The sequence below is a fragment of the Pseudomonadota bacterium genome, from assembly GCA_013285445.1.
Lineage (GTDB): Bacteria > Pseudomonadota > Gammaproteobacteria > Xanthomonadales > Wenzhouxiangellaceae > Wenzhouxiangella.
This window is the reverse complement of sequence record CP053448.1, coordinates 1,698,012-1,716,176: the sequence shown is the minus strand read 5'-3', so window position 1 is coordinate 1,716,176 and position 18,165 is coordinate 1,698,012. Positions and strand designations below refer to the sequence as shown.

The window sequence follows — 18,165 nt, the reverse complement described above, 5'->3', positions numbered from 1 at the left end:
GCATTATAATGGGCAAATGCTCAGCTTGACGCCGGCGCAACGTCCGCGCCAAAACAAGTTCCCCAGCATTGCCCTGGCCATCGCCGGTGGCGGGCCGCTTGGCGCGATCTATGAACTGGGTGCACTGCAGGCTCTGGACGAATCGATCGACGGGGCCAGCATGCACGATCTCGACATTTACGTCGGCGTTAGTTCCGGTGCCTTTCTGGCGGCCAGTCTGGCCAACCGCATGACCACCAGCCAGATGGCACGCGTGTTCATGGGGTCGGCAGACGCCGAATTCCAGTTTCGGCCCGAACAGTTTCTGCGACCGGCCTTTCGTGAGTACCTGAGCCGGGCCACCGCGGTGCCGGGCGTTGTGCTCGACATGCTCGCCGAAATCATCCGCCACCCCCAACGCATCACCAGCCTGGAAAGCGTTGAGGGCCTGAGCCGGATCATCCCGACCGGCCTGTTCGACAACCAGAGCATCGAGCGTTTTCTGGCGCGCATTCTCGACAAGCCGGGCCGGACCAATCAGTTCGGCGAGCTGCAGTCGAAGCTGCGCGTTGTCGCGGTCGAGCTGGAATCCGGCCAGGCGGTGCGGTTCGGCGAACCGGGCAACACGACGGTACCCATCTCCAGGGCCGTCCAGGCATCGGCCGCCCTGCCCGGCCTCTATCCGCCGGTTGAGATCGATGGTCACTACTACGTCGATGGCGCACTCAGACGCACGCTGAACGCTTCTGCCGCACTCGAGGAGGGTGCCGACCTGCTCATTGCCGTCAATCCGCTGGTGCCCTACGATGCAGATGGCCACGCTGCCAACCCGGCCACGGTGCGCAACCGCATGATCAGCGGCGGTCTTCCGGTCGTGCTGTCGCAAACGTTTCGTTCGCTGATTCAGTCACGCATGCAGATCGGCATGCGCAAGTATGAATCCGCCTACCCCGAGGCTGCGATCATGTTGGTCGAGCCTAACCGCAATGACGAAAAGATGTTCTATACCAATGTGTTCAGCTACGCGTCGCGCACCGAGCTGGTCGAACACGCCTTTCAGACCACGCGCGCCGAGCTGCGCCAGCGCGCCGGCGAACTGGACCGGTTCTTGGCGCCCTTCCAGCTTGGCCTCAACCGCGAGCGTCTGGCGGGCCAGCACAGCTTCGCCGACAGCCTGGAGCGGGAAACCCCGCATTTTGCGCCGGTCAGCAACTCGCTTGACCGTGCCCTGGACAGCCTGGAGCGACTCTTGCGCTAGTGTACCCCGTCACTCATCTTGTAACTTATAGCGCGCCGTACAAGCCCGAGCGCAATCATCGCGGCGATTCATGAATAATGCGGGCTAGCAGCCACAGGCTACCAGTGAATCCCCCGCATCAGGGAGGCAAACGCAACCTGTTCCTGGGTTGGCTGCACATCACCCTCGTCTTCCCGGCCCTGCGCCGCGGCAGTATCGGGGAACATCCGGAACGCGGAATTCATGACGATCTCGGAGACCTTCGGCACAGTGGCGTGCAGAATCTGGGCAAAGATGCCCAGGCGCGTCGCAATGCGCTGTGGCCGGTAGATCACAGCCTGCTTGATCATGTCGGCGGCATCCTCCGGCGTGATCGTGGGAACGTGATCGTAGATCTTGGTCGGTGCGATCATGGGCGTTCTGACCAGCGGCATGTTGATCGTGGTAAAGCACACGCCGGTATCGGCAAACTCCGAGGCCGCGCAGCGCGAGAATGCGTCCAGCGCGGCCTTTGAGGCCACATAAGCCGAAAAACGCGGCGCGTTCGACAGAACGCCGATCGAAGAGATATTGATTACATGGCCCCCGCCTCGCTCGACCATGACCGGCAGAAAACCGAGGATGAGCTTGAGCGAGCCGAAGTAGTTGAGCTGCATCAGCCGCTCGAAATCATGGAAACGGTCATACGACAGCTGGATCGAGCGACGAATTGACCGGCCGGCGTTGTTGACCAGGATGTCAACGGCGGTGTGGTCGGCCAGCACCTGATCGATCAGCTGCTCAGCCTGTTTCAGGTCTGACAGGTCACAGGTATAGTAGTGCGCTTCACCGCCGGCAGCCTCGATCTCGGCCTTGGTCTCCTGCAAACCCTCCTCGCCGCGCGCCACGATGATCACCCTGGCGCCGGCCTCACCCATCATCAGCGCAGTCGCCTTGCCGATACCGGATGATGCGCCGGTAATCAGCACTACCTTGTCCTTGACCTGGCCCGTCAGGGTCCGATCGATGAACAGCTCCGGATCGAGACGGCGCTCCCAGTAGTCCCACAGCACCCAGGCATAATCCTCCAGCGGAGGCACTGAGATCCCCGATCCCTTCAACGCCTTTTCCGTATCGCGGCTGTCAAACTTCGTCGGGTAGTTGAAAAAGCTGAGCATGTCCCTGGGAATACCGAGGTCATCGAGCACCTGCTTGACAATGCGCCGCACCGGCGGCAGCATCGAAAAACCCTGCTTGACAGGCTGCGGGATGTAGTTGAACAAACGCGCATCGATGCGCATCGACATCAGCGGCGCGTGCGCGGCTTCGGCAAACAGATTCATGACCTCGCCGATCCGCTTCGGATTGGGGTCGGTGAGATGAAAGCACTGCCCGTCGAGCCGGGGCTTGTGCGCGATGTGATCCATGGCTTGCGCCACGAAATCAACCGGCACCAGGTTGACTCGGCTGCCTTCCAGGCCCAGTGTGGGCACCCAGGGGGGCAGCATTCGACGCATTTTCTGGATCAGCCTGAAAAAGTAATAGGGGCCGTCGATCTTGTCGATTTCACCCGTCTTTGAATGTCCCACGACGATCCCTGGCCGATAGATACGCCAGGCAATCTGACAGGTCCGGCGAACCAGTCCCTCGGATTCATGCTTGGTCCGGAAATAGGGATGCTGCAGCCCGGTTGCCTCTTCGAACATATCCTCCCTGAATGTACCCTGGTAAAGCCCGGCGGCGGCGATCGAGGAGGTATGGTGAAAGCAGCGCGCGCCAACCTCTTCGGCCAGCGCGATGGCGTGACGAGTACCGTCGATATTTGCCTTTTCGTTGGTTTCGGCATCGGCCTGGAGGTCGTAGACGGCAGCAAGATGAAAGAAGTGACGAATCCTGCCCTTCAGCTTGTCCAGGTCCTTGTTCGATACCCCGAGCGCGGATTTACCGAGATCCCCACTGACTGCAATAACGCGATTCTTGTGATCCGACCAGCGCTCCGCGACAAGCCGGTTGAACTTGGTTTTGGAGCCGCGTCTGACCAGCACATGGATCTTGCCCTTGCGCTTGAGCAGCTGATCGATCAGGTGACGCCCGATGAATCCGGTCCCCCCGGTCACGAAATAAGACATGTATGGCCTCCGACGCGTTGAACGGTGGCCTAAAGATACCGTTTCTCTTGCACCGGCGCCACCGTTGCACGCATCGAGCGTCAATTGCAATTGACCGCCTGTCGCCAGCGTGCTAGAAATGACCCCGGATCGATACTCACGTCAATTCGAGGGAAACAACTCAATGAGCGATTTGGACACTCGCTTCAAGCAGGCCGCTGAGGACATCAAGGGCCTCGCCGACCGGCCGGACAACGACACGCTGCTCAAGCTCTACGCCCTCTTCAAGCAGGGTTCGGAAGGCGATGTCTCCGGCGACAAACCCGGTTTTTTCGATTTCGTCGGTGTTGCCAAGTACGAAGCCTGGGAAAAACTCAAGGGCATGGACGCCGAAGAGGCCAAGCGTCAGTATATCGAGCTGGTCGAATCGTTGCGCGGCTGAACGCGGCCGTATCCGCCGCGCGGCCCATAGCCGATGGCTCGCAACACCCGGGAACGGATACTCGCCGCAGCGCTCGAACTGTTCAATACCTTCGGCGAGCCCAACGTCACGACCAACCGCATCGCCGACGAGCTCGACATCTCTCCGGGCAACCTGCACTATCATTTCCGAACCAAGGCCGACCTGATCGGTACGCTGTTCGCGCGCTACGAGCAGCGCATGCTCGAACTGCTGGCCACGCCGTCAGACGGAACGCCCCATATCGAGGACATCTGGCTGTTTTTGCATCTGGTCTTCGAGACCATCGGCGACTATCGTTTCCTGTACCGTGATCTGACCGACCTGTGTGCCCGCCATCGCAGGCTGCATCAGCACTTTCAGGGCATCCTCAAACTGTCCATGCAAACGGCGCGAGATCTCTGCGACGGACTGGCAGAGGTCGGCCAGCTTGACGCCAGCTCCAGAGAGCTCGAGGCGCTGGTGCGAAATATCGTGCTTGTGGCGACGTTCTGGATCGCTTTTGACCAGGTGCTCGATCGCGACTCGGAGCCCCGACCCGATCGCGCGGTGTGGCAAGTGCTCAGCCTGGTCAGCCCGTTTCTGGTCGGAACAGCGCGCGAAGAACTGGGCGCGCTGTCGGAATCCTACTGGTAGCGACCTTGCCGATGTTGGTGCCCGGGGCCGGACTCGAACCGGCACGGAGTTGCCTCCGAGGGATTTTAAGTCCCTTGCGTCTACCTGTTTCGCCACCCGGGCCTTGAATCAATGAGTGGCCACTCCCGACCGGCCGAATCCAAGTGCCGCCAGCTCAATGAAGCGGTCCAGGAACAGCAGGTCAAGGCCGGGCACCAGACTGTCTACAGCGACCTCCCCGGGCGACCCATCACCCCCCGGCAACAGCGTGATGCCGCCGCTGACGGGACCTGCCGTGACCAGCAGCTCAAAGGTATACAGCGCATGCCAGGGCTGCACGGCACCGTCGTCGGCCTCGAACATGACCTGACCGGACTGAATGCTCGATGACCACTGTGGCGCATCGGGTGGGGCACTGACTGTTGCCGCTTGCACATCAACCGATTCAGGCACCGGAATCGCAAAGCGCCGCACGCCCGAGTCGAAATCGTGATTGTGCAGCGCGTAGATATAGCGAAAAAGCTGGCCGTCGACCTGTTCGACCCGCACCGCCAGACTGAGGTGACCCCGGGGCAGATTGTCCGGATACGGGAGTTCCGGGGTATCCGACGGCACCACGACCTGGCGATGATCCTGCCACATCCCGCGCGTGCCGGCCTCGACCCAGGCGTTGGTGACGGGCCCGCTCTCAAACGGGCCAAGCGGCGTAAACGTCCAGCCCAGCCCCGAGGGCTCCGGTGTCAGACGCCTGTAGCCCATTGAGTTGAAGATATCGATATCATGGCGGACCAGGTACCATGCATCCAGGTAGTATTCGGCGCCGTCAGCATCGAGCTCTTGCGGGTTCACCAGCAGCCGGTTCTCGAACGTCGCCGCACTGTTGGTCTGCTGTCCGGCGCATCCCGGATCAAAAAATGAACAGGTGCTCTCGAACAGCCCGCTGCCGGCCTCGATCTCGTCACGTGGCCCCAGGTGCCAGCCGGAGTCATTGGTATTGACCCCGTAGACATCCTCGCAGCCCGGTCCGAGAATATTGCCGGTCAAGTAGCTGCACGACAGGTTGCAGTTCTGGTTGATCGTAAAAAAAGCGTGCTTGGCGCCTGAGACCGCCAGCTGCGTCAGCCTGCCGTCATCAATCCGGTACAACGCCCATACCAGGAACGGGTGCTGATCGGGTGGATCGTAGGGGTAGTAACCGCGTGATTCGAACTTCGGAATCCAGGGCGCGTCGCCGGTGGACACGTTCTTGAGGATAGCCGAGGGCGCCAGTTTGATACGGCCGCTGGACGACTCGGTCCCGACGTACTGCACCGCGCCGATCGCGGTCAGAGCAACGTCGATCTCGTGTCCTTCCTGCGGCCAATGGGGCCGGCCATCACAAGCCAGGCCGCGGCCTTCTAGCGCCGATTGACGACTTATCGGCTGAGCCAGTTCAAGGACCAGCCGGCCTGAACCGATCGCCATGCCAGCCAGTTCGGGAAATCCCAGCGCCCGCGCCAGCGCCGCTTCGGCTATAAGATCCGCATTGACAATTCGGACCTGCTGCTGGCCAGGGTCCATCGATATGTGCAGATGCGTCAGGCTCATCAATCTTGAACCGGCTTCTTCAAACAGCCCGAGCACGGCATGCCCGTTCTGCCGTTCGGGCCGCAGGTGGACGGCCCCGAGTTCCAACCGATGCCCGGCCCGCGCCAGCGTCACTTCGATCCGGGCACGCAGCAGCCCTTCCCCAAAGCCACCGAACTGGCCCTCACTGAGCGCTATCACAAGCCTTCCCGACAGCGACGAACCGGTCTGCACCCGGCCGGCAAGATCGTGATGCCCGCCCTCCAGCCTGACGCCAAAATCAGACAGATAGTCTCCCCGCAGCTCAAGATCGAGTGAGACACCCTCGGTCTGCCAGACCGGCAGCGCTGGGGCTGGCGCAGCCGCAACCGCAACCGCGCCCGAACCGATCAGCACCAGGGACAACAGGTTCAAAACTGCAGCCGACAAAAGTCGCATGGATCGCTGTTCCTCATCATCTGCCGCATGTGGCGGCGGAGCACTTGGGGCCTATTGTGTCGCCTGAACGCGTCCGACTCAAGCCGCCATGAACCTCAGTGTCCGCAATAATGCGGCCACCGTGACCGGCGGCCGGGTTGACGCGCCAGCGACTGGTCACTATGTTGAACAGCATACCCATTGTGACAGCAAGCGACCGTGAGCCCAAGAATCTTTTTTGCCCTTGCGCTGATTGCACTGTGCCCTCGAGCGGGTGCGTTTGCCCCGATCAGCTTCGACCACGCCGTCAGCGCCTACGAGAACGGTAATCACGCGGAGGCGCGCATCGCGTTCGAACGCATGGCCGAGGCCGGCATGCCGGAAGCCCAGTTCAATCTCGGCGTGATGTGGCTCAATGGTGAGGGCGGGCCGGTTGATCGGGTCAAGGCGGCATTGTGGATCGATACCGCATCCGGGGCCGGTTATCAGCCAGCCAGTCAGGCACGGGATACGGTCGTCGGCGTGCTTGACGACGAGCAGCGCGCCGAATTTGTTTCACAGCGCCAGGACTGGACTCGCGAGCACTCGCTGCAGGCGCTCTTCCAGCGACACCGTGCCCGGCCATGCAGTGACGAGTGCAGCTCGGCCGCAGACGCCGACGCCGGCACCACAGACCCTGCCGGGATACCGCCGACGCGAATCACTGCCGGTCACACCTCCGAGCCCCTCCAGCTCAGCATCGACGGCCGGCAGGTTTATATCGATCGCATCGCACCGAGTTACCCGCGGCGCGCGACCGAACGCGGCATCATGGGCGTCGTCCGTCTCGGCGGATGGATCCGGCCAGATGGAGCGCTTGAACAACCGCATGTGATCGGCGCCGATCCCCGGGGCTATTTTGAAGAAGAGGCGCTGCGGGCGTGGAAGCAGTGGAGCTTCAAATGGGCCGAGGACGAAGCCCCGTCATCACCCATCTACATTACCCAGAGAATCGTGTTCGCGCTCGAAGGCGAGCAGGTCCAGGGGCAAACCATGCGGGACATCAGCACGGCCGTGGAGCGGGCCGATGAGGATCCTGAAGCCGCCTATCGCGCGCTGTGGATGGTCGAACAGTTCGAACTGCCCTTCGCTGATGAGGTCGCTGTGGAGGCGAAGACATCCGTGATCAATCAGGCCGCGATGGAAGGGGTCCGGCGCGCCCAGATCGACCTGGCAAGGCGTCTGGCCTATGGCCATGACGTCGAGCAGGACCGGGCTGCGGCGATATTCTGGCTCAAGCAGGCGGCCTTCGAGGGCCAGGCAGAAGCTCAGTTCGAGCTGGCCCGCTGGAAAACCCTCGACCCGTCATTCCGCGCGGATCTATTGCACGCGGCCGTGACCGGCGGGTTTCTGCCGGCTGTACTGTGGCAGATTCGGTCCGCGCTCGACGCCAATGAGCCTGACCGCGATTATGTGGCGTCGCTGCTCGACCAGCTGCCGCGCGAATGGCGCAATCGCCGGGACGATGCGGTCATCGCCCAGGCCCACCGTATCGCCAGCGGCGACTGAAAGGCAGGCACGGCGGCCAGGCGTCAGCACAGCCCAGGTGGTCACGAGCGACCATGGCGGAGAGCAACCGTGACCCGGCGGAATGCCCGGCTGTCGGTCTGGCATCGAAAAACGCCCAGCGATGCCGGCAGAAACCGGCCTGAGAGACGGTAACGCAGGCCAAGGAATAGCGGCGAAACGAAGGCGTCTCCGATCAGGCGTCCCTCGTGGCGCCGGCCGGCCGAATCGATCAGCTCCAGCCGTGATTCATCGATGCGAAGCCAGCGCCAGCGCGGCACCAGCTGCCGACGCGCCACAGTCGCGGCAACCGCAAGCACCACCATGGAAAGGCCCAGTTGAAGCCGCCAGTCGAGACCGGCAACCCACACGGCAGCCCCCGCTGCAAGGCCAAGCCCGATCAAGATTGCGGCCAGGCTGCGGCTTGCGCGGATGGGCAGCTCAATCGAAGCCATTCACGCCGGCGCGCAGCTCACGGATCAACGCCTCCAACGCCGGATCACGTTCGCGGGGCGGTTCATGACCCGTCAGCCAGTCCCAGATCTCGTCGTCTTCGCAATCCAGCAAGGCAGCGAAGGCGTCGCGCCGTGCCGTGTCCGCGTCCAGCCAGCGGCGCTCCAGCCAGCTTCCGAGCAACACATCGAGCTCGCGCATACCGCGCCGGCAGCGCCAGCGCAGCCTGGCAGACGGCTCCGGTCCCTGCTCACTCATTTCTGTCAAAACCGGACACCCTCGGCCGACCCCGCAGCCGCTCTCAGAGGCTCCTGCGGGCCAGCATCATTTTCTTGATCTCGGCAATCGCCTTGGCCGGGTTCAGGCCCTTGGGGCAGGTCTTGGTGCAGTTCATGATGGTGTGGCAGCGATAGAGCCGGAACGGATCCTCGAGATCGTCGAGCCGCTCGCCGGTGGCCTCGTCGCGCGAGTCGACCAGCCAGCGGTAGGCCTGCAGCAGAATCGCGGGGCCGAGATAGCGCTCGCCGTTCCACCAGTAGCTCGGGCAGGCCGTCGAGCAGCAGGCGCACAGGATGCACTCGTAGAGCCCGTCGATGTGCTTGCGGTCTTCCGGCGACTGCAGGCGCTCCTTGTCTGGCGGTGCCGGGCTTTGCGTGCGCAGCCAGGGCCGGATCGAGGCGTACTGGGCGTAGAAGTGCGTCAGGTCGGGCACCAGGTCCTTGACCACCGGCATGTGCGGCAGCGGGTAGATTTTCACGTCACCTGAAATTTCGTCGATGCCCTTGGTGCAGGCCAGCGTGTTGGTGCCGTCGATGTTGAACGCGCAGGAGCCGCAGATGCCCTCGCGGCAGGAGCGCCGGAAGGTCAGGGTCGGGTCGACCTCGTTCTTGATCTTGATGACTGCGTCGAGCACCATCGGGCCGCAGTCGTCGAGATCGATGTCATAGGAGTCGACGCGCGGATTCTCGTCGCTGTCGGGGCTCCAGCGATAGATGCGGAAGGTCCTGACGTTCTTCGCCCCTTCCGGTGCCGGGTAGTGTTTGCCCTTGCCGATGCGCGAGTTCTTCGGGAGTCTGAATTCAGCCATTGTGTTTAATACGTCCGTGCCTTCGGCGGAATGACCTCGCAGTCATCGGTCAGCGTGTGCATGTGCACCGGCCGGTAGTCGATGCGGGTCTTGTGCGCCTCGTCCATCCAGATCAGGGTGTGCTTCATCCAGTTCTCGTCGTCGCGCTCGTCGTAGTCCTCGCGGGCGTGCGCACCGCGGCTCTCGGTGCGGTTCTCCGCCGCGAACATCGTCGTGACCGCGTTGCCCAGCAGGTTCCTGAGCTCAAGCGTTTCGACCAGGTCGGAATTCCACACCAGCGAGCGGTCGGAGACCCTGACCTTCCCGAACTGCGCCGCGACCTCGGTGATCTTGCCGCAGCCCTCTTCCAGGGTCTCGCCGGTTCGAAACACCGCGGCGTTGTTCTGCATGACCTGCTGCATGTTGCCGCGAATCTCGGCAGTGGGCATATCGCCGTCGGCGTGACGCAGCCGGTCGAATTCGTCGAGCAAGCGGTCGACTGTGCCTTCGGGCAGGGGCTTGTGCGACTGGCCCGGGGCGATGTGCTCGCCGCAGTGCATCGCAACAGCGCGACCGAAGACGATCAGATCAAGCAGCGAGTTCGAACCCAGGCGGTTGGCGCCGTGAACCGACACGCAGGCCGCCTCGCCGATGGCGTACAGGCCCGGGACCGTGCTGTCGGGATCGCCATCCCTGAGCGTCACGACCTCGCCATGATGGTTGGTGGGGATACCGCCCATGTTGTAGTGCACGGTCGGCAGCACCGGGATCGGCTCTTTCGTGACGTCGACGCCGGCGAAGATTCGCGCCGACTCGGCAATGCCCGGCAGCCGTTCGTTGATCACCTCCGGACCCAGGTGCTGAAGGTTGAGATGGATGTGATCGCCGTTGGAACCCACGCCCCTGCCCTCGCGAATCTCGATGGTCATCGAGCGCGAGACCACATCGCGCGAGGCCAGGTCCTTGGCGTTTGGCGCGTAGCGCTCCATGAAGCGCTCGCCCTCGGAATTGGTCAGGTAGCCCCCCTCGCCCCGCACACCTTCGGTGATCAGGCAGCCCGCGCCGTAGATGCCGGTCGGGTGGAACTGGACGAACTCCATGTCCTGCAGCGGCAGACCGGCCCGGAGCACCATGCCGTTGCCGTCGCCGGTGCAGGTGTGCGCCGAGGTGCAGGAAAAATACGAGCGGCCGTAGCCGCCGGTGGCAAGAATCACGGCATGGGCGCGGAACTCGTGCAGGGTGCCGGTGCCCAGATCCCAGGCCAGCACGCCGCGGCAGGCGCCGTCGTCATCCACCAGCAGGTCGATGGCGAAGAACTCGATGAAGAACTGCGCGTCGTGCTTGAGCGACTGCTGGTAGAGCGTGTGCAGGATGGCGTGGCCGGTGCGGTCGGCCGCGGCGGCCGTGCGCTGGGCGGTGCCCTCGCCGTAATGCGTGGTCATCCCGCCGAAGGGCCGCTGGTAGATCTTGCCTTCCTCGGTGCGTGAGAACGGCACGCCGAAATGCTCAAGTTCGATGACCGCCTGCATGGCGTTCTTGCACATGTACTCGATGGCGTCCTGGTCGCCGAGCCAGTCCGAGCCCTTGACCGTGTCGTACATGTGCCAGCGCCAGTCGTCCTCGCCCATGTTGCCGAGTGCGGCGCTCATGCCGCCCTGGGCGGCCACGGTGTGCGAGCGGGTCGGGAAGACCTTGGTGATGCAGGCGGTTTTCAGGCCGGTGGCCGCCAGCCCCATGGTGGCGCGCAGGCCGGCGCCGCCCGCGCCGATGACCAGCACATCGTATTGGTGCCGGGTGATGTCGTAGGCATTACTCAAGATCAGACTCCCAGAGCCAGTTTGAGAACGGCAATAACGGCCAGTACGCCGCCGAGAATTGCCAGGGACTTGATAGCGACCATCAGCGTGACCTCGATGATGCGATGGTGCACGTAGTCCTCGATGATGACCTGCACTCCAAGCACGCCATGATAGAGACCGACGACCACGAACAGGATGGCCATGCCGGCATGAAAGGGATGCGACAGGAATGCGGCTGCAGCAACGTGGTCAGCCCCGACCAGGGTCGTCAGAGACCACACCAGCCACACGGTCAGGGCAATCAGCAAGATAGCGCTGAAGCGCTGGGCCCACCAGTGACCGACGCCGTCCTTCGCCGAGCCGTGGTTGTGTGCGTCGGCAAGCGGGTTACGAAGATGACTCACAGCAGCCCTCCCCAGACAATGACGCTCAGTACCACCGTCAGCACAATCACCGTCCAGCCGGAGGCATAGGCACCACGAAGATCCAGCAGCCAGCCGGCATCCCACAGCAGGTGGCGAATGCCGTTGAGCAGGTGATAAAACAATGCCAGGGTCCAGACAAACAGGCCGATCAACCCGGGGGCACTCGCCAGCCAGGCGTTGAACCACGCGAAGGTCTCCGCCCCGCCGGCCAGTGCCAGCAGCCAGAAAACGACCACGACCATGCCGAAGCTGAGCAGTACACCGGTGAATCGATGGGTGATTGACGTGACCGAAGTCAGCTGAGGCCGGTAAACCTGCAAATGCGGGGATAAGGGGCGATTGTCCGTCATCATGCTGTTTTACTCCGATACTCGTCGCGATCAGAAATCGATGCAGCGCCCGTCTTTTTCCCAGTCACCGTAGCGGGTCGGGTCCAGGCCCTTGCGACGCCCCCCGACTTCCCTGGGCTGACGAAGGCCACCTGCGCCCGATGACCTGTCAGTCACGGCAGCGCTTGCATCTCCGACAGCACCAGGACCGTCGTTACTCGATTCAGGCGGGTTAGAATGGTCGCTGTCGATCATCATGATAGCCGAGCTTACACGCTGCATGTCGAGATGGATTGAACTCCCCCAGCTGGCGGCCATTCGCATGACTGGCAGTGATGCCGGGGCGTTCGCTCAGGCACAGTTTACCGCCGATTCAGCCACGATTTCGGACCAATTCTGGCACCCGCTGGCCTGGTGCGACCCCAAGGGCCGGGTGCTCAGTTTCATGCTTGCCAATCGCTCGCATGCGGGGATCGACTTGATTGTCCCGGCCGTTCAGCTTGACTTCATGGCCAATCGCCTGCCCGTCTACGCCATCGGGCGCCAGGTCAGCTTCGAGCCGACAGCAAACGTGCGTGGCACCTTCGCGCCCCAATCATCCGACGCAAGCCTGGCATTCGATCCGGCGCGTGCCCTGAGCGTGGCGCCGGCTGACCCGTGTCCGGAGCATGCAGCCGCCAGCAACTGGCGGTATCACGACCTGCGCTGCGCGCTGCCCTGGCTTCAGCCGGATACGGCCGGCCGACACCTGCCGCAATCGCTCGGACTCGAACCACTCGGCGCGATCAGCTACGACAAGGGCTGCTATCCGGGCCAGGAAATCATCGCGCGCGTGCACTACCTGGGGCGCAGCCGTTATCGGACCGTTGCCCTGCGACTCGATCAGATCGCGGAAATTGCCGCGAACAGCGCCGTGTACGCCGGTGAACGCAAGGCCGGCAACTGGCTTTGGGGCACGCGCTGGACACAGGTCACGCTCGGTCTGGCCGTTGTCGACGACGCGCTTCAGCCTGAGGCGAACCTGACCGTTGAAACGGCCAGCGGCCGGATCTCTGGCCAAGTGACGCCCGTGGACCAGCTGTGCTAACATCCGGACACAAACAAGTCAAACGATCATAAATCATGCGTTTAGAGGGGTCAGTTCAATGAACACTTCAAATCATCGTCTGGTCTTGATTCTGGTTTTCGGGTTGTTTGTCTGGACCGGGGCCGTCGGCCAGCAGGATGAGCCGGGCAGTGATGCAGCCAACCAGGCGCCGGACAGCGCCGAAGAGGTCGTCGACACAGTCGAACAAGCCGCCGCACCGGAGCTGACCGAAGCCGAGGTCAGTGGCGATGATGAAGCCGCAGAAGACAGCCCGGCCGAGACCGATCCGATTGACGTGGCCGACGAGGCGGAGACGCCGCCACCGGACGGATCCGCGACAGCCGACCCATTGATCGACGAGCCGGCGGAAACGGCCGCCGCGCCAGCCGCGCGAGAGGCAAACGACGACAACACCGCTGCAGGCAGTGAATCCGCCGACATCTTCATGCTGCAGGGGCATCCGATTTTTACGCCCGACCAGGCAGAGCTGGTCTATCGGCCGCTGGTCAACTATCTCAATGCGGTATTGCCCTATCGCTTCGATCTCTCGATTGCGCCCGATTTCCATCGCTACTGGCTGGGCATCCGCCGCGGGGATACGCCGCATCTGGTACTGGAGCAGGCGCACCTGACGGCGTTCAGGATGTCACGTTACGGCTATACGCCGCTGGCGCGCTCCATGACGCCGGTCAGCTTTTCCCTGCTGACATCGGCAAACAACGCCGATGCATCCCTGCAGGATTTCGTCGGTCGCCGGATTTCCAGCATGCCGGCACCCAGCCTCGGCTACCTGGTGCTGATCAGCTGGTTCGATAATCCGATGCAGCAACCCATCATCGAATCCAACGCCAGCTCATGGCTGGATGCCGTTGAGATCGTCTTTTCCATGGAAGCCGACGCCGCCATCGTGCCGAACAACCTGGTTGAGCGCTACGTCAACATGATCAACTTGCGCACGTCGCGCGATTTCCCCGGAGTCACCCTGTCGGCCAGCCCGGAAGTGCCGGTGTCGATCCAGGAAGAAATACGGGATGCGCTGCTCGTCCTGCATGAAGATCCCGACCATTTTTCGGCCGTGCACGAACTGGATATCGAACGGTTCACCGAGGCACGGGAGGCGGAGTATGAAGGGCTGGAAGAGATGCTTCGACTGGTCTACTCGACGCTGTAGGGCCGGCCGGCTGAGTGAAGCGGGCGGCCGAGCGGGCACCCGCCGGGACCAGCCTGACCGCAATCCGGATTGCCGCCGACTCAGCGACGCGCGACCAGATAGCAGATCCAGCCGGCGTCGGCCTCGCCGATCTCGGCCGGTTCATAAATGCCGTTGCCTTCTCCGGTCTCTTCATCGGTGCCTTCCCAATACACCGTGACCTCTGCAAAGCCCGCCTCGGCCAACAGCTCGCGGATCTCCGGCAAGGTCCACAGTCGCCAATGGTATTCGAAGGCGCGCTGAATCGACGAGCCATCCGTAAACTCGAAGTGAATCCGACAGGTCATGTGGTGATGAATGGGATCGAAGCTGGCCTGATCCCAGACATAGGTAAAATCATCGTACTCGGTACGCTCTTCGAGTTCGCGATGAGCGTCGTATCCACCAAAGGCATCGAGAAACAGCACCCCGTCCGGCGCCAGGGCGCTCCGGGCGCGCGCAAAATATGCTCGCAACAGCTCCCGGGTGGTGAACAGATAGTAGCTAAAATTCATTGCCAATAGTGCATCGACGGGCTTGGTAGCGGCCACCAACACGTCGGCCTCGATCAGCTCGATGCGACTGCGCTGCTCCGCACTGAGCCGCGCGAGATGATGGGCCCGCCCCCACTCAAGCACATCGGCGTCCAGGTCAACACCCACGGAACGATGATCCGGGCCAGCACGCACCCAGTGACAGGCCGTATTGGCCGTTCCGCAGAAATCCTCTCTAATCGTTCGCAGCCGACGCCCGGTCAGGTCGGCAAAGGTCTCGGCGACGAACTCAAGCTCACTGTCCGGATCCTGTACGCTGTCCTCGTAGAGCACGTGCCGGTCGGCATGATCGGCCATTGAACCGGCCGTCTTGTTCGATCTTGACATCAAAACTACCTATTGGGTTGAAAACAGATCGGGTTCAGGCGCGTCGCCGAATGGCCGGCCAGGCCGAACGCAGATACGTCAGCATCGACCAGATCGTGAGCACGGCCGCGATAATGAGCAGCCAACGCCCGATTTCCGGAACCGGCAGCAGCCAAAGTGGTTCTCCGTAGAGCAGGAATCCGATGGCTACCATTTGCAGAATGGTCTTGATCTTGCCGATCCAGGCCACCTTGACGCGCCCGGCCTCGCCGAGCGCGGCCATCCACTCCCGCAGCGCAGAAATCGTGATTTCGCGACCGATGATGACCGCCGCGGACAGGGCAATGCCGATTTCCGGATTGCGCTGGACAATCAGCAACAGCGAAACCGCGACCATCAGCTTGTCGGCAACCGGATCGAGGAAGGCGCCGAAACTACTCGTCATGGCGTAGCGTCGCGCGATCCAGCCGTCCAGACCGTCGGTCGCAGCGGCCAGAATGAACAGCCCCACGGTCAGCTGGTTTGACCAGGATACAGGCAGGTAAAAGACGACCACCAGTACCGGAATCAGCACGATGCGAAGCAGGGTCAGCAAGGTTGGAATGGTCAGAGACAACGGCTTTCTCGGCAGTACGTCGGGCGTCATTATCCCGCAATTTGCCTGACATCACACGCCAAGCGGCATTCGGACCACGGCCGCGGCCGACCAATGCTCAACGAACCTCCTTGACGCTGAAACACGTCCACCTGCAATGCAATCTCAGCCAGTGCGCGGCTGCCGCAGGTAACGGGCGATGGCCTCGGCCAGCGACCGGCCGATGCCCTCGACACGTTCCAGTTCTTCAACGCCGGCCGCGCGCACACCCTGCAGGCCGCCAAAGTGCCGCAACAGCGCCTGGCGCTTGCGCGGCCCGACGCCCGGCACCTGCTCGAGCGGCGAGGCCTGGGCCCGCTTCTGGCGCCGCCGCCGATGACCGGCAACGGCAAAGCGATGCGCCTCGTCACGAACCTGCTGGACCAGATGCGAGGCCGCGTGATGCGGGCCCGGCACGGCCTCCCTGTCGCCCATGATGAAGCGCTCATGGCCGGCCTTGCGCGCGGCCCCCTTGGCAACGCCAAGCAGCGGAATGGCATCCAGGCCGAGCGCTTCCAGCGCGCGATTCGCCCGGGCCAACTGGCCCTTGCCGCCGTCAATGATAATGAGGTCGGGTAGCGACTCTGCAATGTTGAGCACTCGGCTGTAGCGACGCCTGATCACCTGTTCCATGGCCGCGTAGTCGTCCCCTGCGGCCACATCACTGATGTTGAATCGGCGATAGTCTTTCTTCTGCGCTCCCGAAGGCCCGAACACCACACAGGACCCAACGGTTTCTGTGCCCGAGATGTGCGATATATCAAAGCATTCCAGTCGCTCGGGGGGAGTGGGCAGCTCGAGCATCTCCGCCAGCGCAGCCAGACCGCGGCCGATTTGATCTCGTTCGCCGAGTCGTCGTCTGAGCGCATCCTCTGCGTTCGCTTTCGCCATACGCACCCACTCGGCACGTTCACCGCGCAGCCGCCAGCTCAGCCTGACTCTTGAACCGCGGCGCGCCTCCAGCGCCTCTTCCCACAGGGCTGCCTGGGCCGGCTGGGCCGACAGCAGAATCTCCGGAGGCGCGGTGCGGTCGGCGTAATATTGGCCCAGAAAGGCCGACAGGACATCGGCAACGGACATCTCGTCATCCAGGTTTCCCGGATAGAAGGTCCGGCCTCCGACATTGCGCGCATGACGGAATTCGACCAGGTGCACGGCTGCCCTGGCTGCCTCGAAATGAATGCCGATCACATCCAGGTCGGCGCTGCCACCAGTGACGAATTGGCGACTTCGCACCTGCTGCACCGCCCGAATGCGGTCGCGATAGGCGGCCGCACGCTCGAATTCAAGCTTGCCACTGGCCCGCTCCATGCGTTCGGCCAGGTGTTGGATGACGTCCTCGTTGCGGCCCTCCAGAAAACGGACCGCGGCGCGCACGTCAGCCGCGTAGTCTTCCTTGCTGATGTATCCCACGCATGGTGCGCTACAGCGATTGATCTGGTACTGCAGACAGGGCCGGGTGCGGTTCGAGAACACGCTGTCCCGGCACTGGCGCAAACCAAACAGGCGATAGATCTGGTTGAGCGCCTCGCGCACTGCGCTGGCGCTGGAAAACGGCCCGAAATAGCGGTGAGGCGGCTTGCGCGGACCACGATAGAAGCCGATGCGCGGAAAGTCGTGACCCAGTTCCAGCCGAATCCAGGGATAGCTCTTGTCGTCGCGCAGGTTGACATTGAAGCGCGGCCGGTGCGCCTTGATCCATTCGTTTTCGAGCAGCAGCGCTTCGGCCTCGGTGCGGGTGAGACTGACCTCCATGACGGCGATCTTGCGCACCATCAGCTCAATCCGCGGGCTTTTCTGCCGCGCGCTGAAGTAGCTCGCCACGCGCCGGCGCAGGTTGCGTGCCTTGCCGACGTAGAGCACCTTGCCGGCGGCATCCCGCATCAGGTAGACGCCCGGCCCGGTCGACAGACTGCGGGCATAGGCGCGGCCGTCGAAATCGCTCATCCGGTGCGGCGTTCGCTCAGCTGTCGGGCCAGGCGGTCGGCGGCCGCTTCAAGCATGTCGACAACCCGCACGAAGCCATTCTCGCCGCCATAGTAGGGATCGGGCACTTCGTCAATCCCGTAGTCAGGCGCCAGGCTCATGACCAGCTCCACACGGGCGGACGCCGAAGACGGGCGCCGCCGCAGCACTGCCTCCAGGTTGTCGCGATCCATTACGTAGATCATGTCGAACCGCTCGAAGTCGCGTTCACGCAGTTCGCGCGCACGCTGGTCGCTGAGATCGAGACCCCGCTGCCGTGCCAGATGCATCGCGCGCGGATCCGGGGGGCTGCCGGCGTGATAGCCGATGGTGCCGGCCGAATCGGTCTCGATGGCCAGTCCGGCCCGCCGCAGACGGGCGTCGAATACGGCTTTGGCCGTCGGGCTGCGGCAAATATTGCCCAGGCAAACAAACAGGATGCGCTTCATGCC

At 62.9% G+C, this 18,165-nt stretch carries 18 protein-coding genes, 1 tRNA gene and 1 pseudogene; 6 read left to right on the top strand and 14 right to left on the bottom strand.

Annotated features, from left to right (window positions below; genetic code table 11):
• The first annotated feature begins 16 nt into the window (after positions 1-16).
• The gene (locus HND55_07760; protein QKK02546.1) at positions 17-1,237 is read left to right on the top strand and encodes a hypothetical protein; all 1,221 of its coding nucleotides are present in this window, start codon (positions 17-19) and stop codon (positions 1,235-1,237) included.
• A gap of 98 nt (positions 1,238-1,335) precedes the next feature.
• On the opposite strand, the gene HND55_07755 is transcribed toward HND55_07760, so the two are convergent.
• Complete coding sequence (locus HND55_07755) at positions 1,336-3,324, bottom strand: SDR family oxidoreductase (protein ID QKK02545.1); 1,989 nt, start codon at positions 3,322-3,324, stop codon at positions 1,336-1,338.
• Positions 3,325-3,487: 163 nt separating this feature from the next.
• Here HND55_07755 and HND55_07750 point away from each other — a divergent pair, with 163 nt between their 5' ends.
• Both HND55_07750 and HND55_07745 read left to right on the top strand, forming a co-directional pair.
• Positions 3,488-3,745: an acyl-CoA-binding protein gene (locus tag HND55_07750; GenBank protein ID QKK02544.1), complete on the top strand. Its 258-nt coding sequence runs from the start codon at positions 3,488-3,490 to the stop codon at positions 3,743-3,745.
• A 33-nt stretch (positions 3,746-3,778) separates the two neighbouring features.
• Complete coding sequence (locus tag HND55_07745) at positions 3,779-4,399, top strand: TetR/AcrR family transcriptional regulator (GenBank protein QKK02543.1); 621 nt, start codon at positions 3,779-3,781, stop codon at positions 4,397-4,399.
• A 15-nt stretch (positions 4,400-4,414) separates the two neighbouring features.
• Here the strand turns inward: HND55_07745 and HND55_07740 are convergent.
• Positions 4,415-4,501: transfer RNA gene (locus HND55_07740), tRNA-Leu, on the bottom strand.
• 6 nt (positions 4,502-4,507) lie between these two features.
• The gene (locus HND55_07735) at positions 4,508-6,382 is read right to left on the bottom strand and encodes a hypothetical protein (GenBank protein ID QKK02542.1); all 1,875 of its coding nucleotides are present in this window, start codon (positions 6,380-6,382) and stop codon (positions 4,508-4,510) included.
• Positions 6,383-6,580: 198 nt separating this feature from the next.
• On the opposite strand from HND55_07735, the gene HND55_07730 reads away from it, so the two are divergent.
• A complete protein-coding gene (locus HND55_07730) occupies positions 6,581-7,909 on the top strand; it encodes a TonB family protein (protein QKK02541.1) in 1,329 nt (442 codons plus the stop codon).
• Positions 7,910-7,950: 41 nt separating this feature from the next.
• On the opposite strand, the gene HND55_07725 is transcribed toward HND55_07730, so the two are convergent.
• The 7 genes and pseudogenes from HND55_07725 to HND55_07695 all read right to left on the bottom strand — a co-directional run bounded on the left by HND55_07725 (position 7,951) and on the right by HND55_07695 (position 12,110).
• Positions 7,951-8,361, bottom strand: a complete 411-nt coding sequence (locus HND55_07725) for a hypothetical protein (GenBank protein QKK02540.1) — start codon at positions 8,359-8,361, stop codon at positions 7,951-7,953.
• Positions 8,348-8,617 carry a succinate dehydrogenase assembly factor 2 gene (locus HND55_07720; protein ID QKK02539.1) on the bottom strand — a complete coding sequence of 90 codons (270 nt, stop codon included), beginning with the start codon at positions 8,615-8,617 and terminating at the stop codon, positions 8,348-8,350. The genes HND55_07725 and HND55_07720 overlap by 14 nt, the downstream gene beginning before the upstream one ends.
• Before the next feature lie 43 nt (positions 8,618-8,660).
• Complete coding sequence (locus HND55_07715) at positions 8,661-9,446, bottom strand: succinate dehydrogenase iron-sulfur subunit (GenBank protein ID QKK02538.1); 786 nt, start codon at positions 9,444-9,446, stop codon at positions 8,661-8,663.
• A gap of 5 nt (positions 9,447-9,451) precedes the next feature.
• A complete protein-coding gene (locus HND55_07710; protein ID QKK02537.1) occupies positions 9,452-11,242 on the bottom strand; it encodes a succinate dehydrogenase flavoprotein subunit in 1,791 nt (596 codons plus the stop codon).
• Positions 11,243-11,244: 2 nt separating this feature from the next.
• Positions 11,245-11,643, bottom strand: coding sequence for a succinate dehydrogenase, hydrophobic membrane anchor protein (gene sdhD / locus HND55_07705; protein ID QKK04039.1), 399 nt, complete (start codon positions 11,641-11,643; stop codon positions 11,245-11,247).
• Positions 11,625-12,002, bottom strand: coding sequence for a succinate dehydrogenase, cytochrome b556 subunit (gene sdhC / locus HND55_07700; GenBank protein QKK02536.1), 378 nt, complete (start codon positions 12,000-12,002; stop codon positions 11,625-11,627). Before sdhC ends, sdhD begins: the two co-directional genes overlap by 19 nt.
• 27 nt (positions 12,003-12,029) lie before the next feature.
• Positions 12,030-12,110, bottom strand: a pseudogene (locus HND55_07695) (DUF1674 domain-containing protein).
• A 148-nt stretch (positions 12,111-12,258) separates the two neighbouring features.
• Between HND55_07695 and HND55_07690 the strand changes: the two are divergent.
• Positions 12,259-13,065: a folate-binding protein YgfZ gene (locus tag HND55_07690; protein QKK02535.1), complete on the top strand. Its 807-nt coding sequence runs from the start codon at positions 12,259-12,261 to the stop codon at positions 13,063-13,065.
• Positions 13,066-13,123: 58 nt separating this feature from the next.
• On the top strand, positions 13,124-14,236 hold the full coding sequence (locus tag HND55_07685; protein ID QKK02534.1) for a PhnD/SsuA/transferrin family substrate-binding protein: 1,113 nt from the start codon (positions 13,124-13,126) through the stop codon (positions 14,234-14,236).
• Positions 14,237-14,316: 80 nt separating this feature from the next.
• Here the strand turns inward: HND55_07685 and HND55_07680 are convergent, their stop codons facing one another.
• From HND55_07680 to HND55_07665, 4 genes are all read right to left on the bottom strand, one after another.
• On the bottom strand, positions 14,317-15,135 hold the full coding sequence (locus HND55_07680) for a class I SAM-dependent methyltransferase (protein ID QKK02533.1): 819 nt from the start codon (positions 15,133-15,135) through the stop codon (positions 14,317-14,319).
• 34 nt (positions 15,136-15,169) lie between these two features.
• The gene (pgsA, locus tag HND55_07675; GenBank protein ID QKK02532.1) at positions 15,170-15,730 is read right to left on the bottom strand and encodes a CDP-diacylglycerol--glycerol-3-phosphate 3-phosphatidyltransferase; all 561 of its coding nucleotides are present in this window, start codon (positions 15,728-15,730) and stop codon (positions 15,170-15,172) included.
• Between the two features lie 144 nt (positions 15,731-15,874).
• Entirely contained in the window at positions 15,875-17,695 is a 1,821-nt protein-coding gene (gene uvrC / locus HND55_07670) for an excinuclease ABC subunit UvrC (GenBank protein ID QKK02531.1), read from the bottom strand.
• Positions 17,692-18,162 (bottom strand): low molecular weight phosphotyrosine protein phosphatase, encoded by a 471-nt coding sequence (locus tag HND55_07665; protein QKK02530.1) that lies wholly within the window; start codon positions 18,160-18,162, stop codon positions 17,692-17,694. Before HND55_07665 ends, uvrC begins: the two co-directional genes overlap by 4 nt.
• Positions 18,163-18,165 lie beyond the last annotated feature (3 nt).

What these genes read in the sequence shown, in the direction of transcription:
- HND55_07760 (QKK02546.1), top strand. Translation starts at nt 17, where the DNA reads ATGCTCAGCTTGACGCCGGCGCAACGTCCGCGCCAAAACAAGTTCCCC.
- HND55_07755 (QKK02545.1), bottom strand. Translation starts at nt 3,324, where the DNA reads ATGTCTTATTTCGTGACCGGGGGGACCGGATTCATCGGGCGTCACCTG.
- HND55_07750 (QKK02544.1), top strand. Translation starts at nt 3,488, where the DNA reads ATGAGCGATTTGGACACTCGCTTCAAGCAGGCCGCTGAGGACATCAAG.
- HND55_07745 (QKK02543.1), top strand. Translation starts at nt 3,779, where the DNA reads ATGGCTCGCAACACCCGGGAACGGATACTCGCCGCAGCGCTCGAACTG.
- HND55_07735 (QKK02542.1), bottom strand. Translation starts at nt 6,382, where the DNA reads ATGCGACTTTTGTCGGCTGCAGTTTTGAACCTGTTGTCCCTGGTGCTG.
- HND55_07725 (QKK02540.1), bottom strand. Translation starts at nt 8,361, where the DNA reads ATGGCTTCGATTGAGCTGCCCATCCGCGCAAGCCGCAGCCTGGCCGCA.
- HND55_07720 (QKK02539.1), bottom strand. Translation starts at nt 8,617, where the DNA reads ATGAGTGAGCAGGGACCGGAGCCGTCTGCCAGGCTGCGCTGGCGCTGC.
- HND55_07715 (QKK02538.1), bottom strand. Translation starts at nt 9,446, where the DNA reads ATGGCTGAATTCAGACTCCCGAAGAACTCGCGCATCGGCAAGGGCAAA.
- sdhC (QKK02536.1), bottom strand. Translation starts at nt 12,002, where the DNA reads ATGATGACGGACAATCGCCCCTTATCCCCGCATTTGCAGGTTTACCGG.
- HND55_07690 (QKK02535.1), top strand. Translation starts at nt 12,259, where the DNA reads ATGTCGAGATGGATTGAACTCCCCCAGCTGGCGGCCATTCGCATGACT.
- HND55_07685 (QKK02534.1), top strand. Translation starts at nt 13,124, where the DNA reads ATGAACACTTCAAATCATCGTCTGGTCTTGATTCTGGTTTTCGGGTTG.
- HND55_07680 (QKK02533.1), bottom strand. Translation starts at nt 15,135, where the DNA reads ATGTCAAGATCGAACAAGACGGCCGGTTCAATGGCCGATCATGCCGAC.
- uvrC (QKK02531.1), bottom strand. Translation starts at nt 17,695, where the DNA reads ATGAGCGATTTCGACGGCCGCGCCTATGCCCGCAGTCTGTCGACCGGG.
- HND55_07665 (QKK02530.1), bottom strand. Translation starts at nt 18,162, where the DNA reads ATGAAGCGCATCCTGTTTGTTTGCCTGGGCAATATTTGCCGCAGCCCG.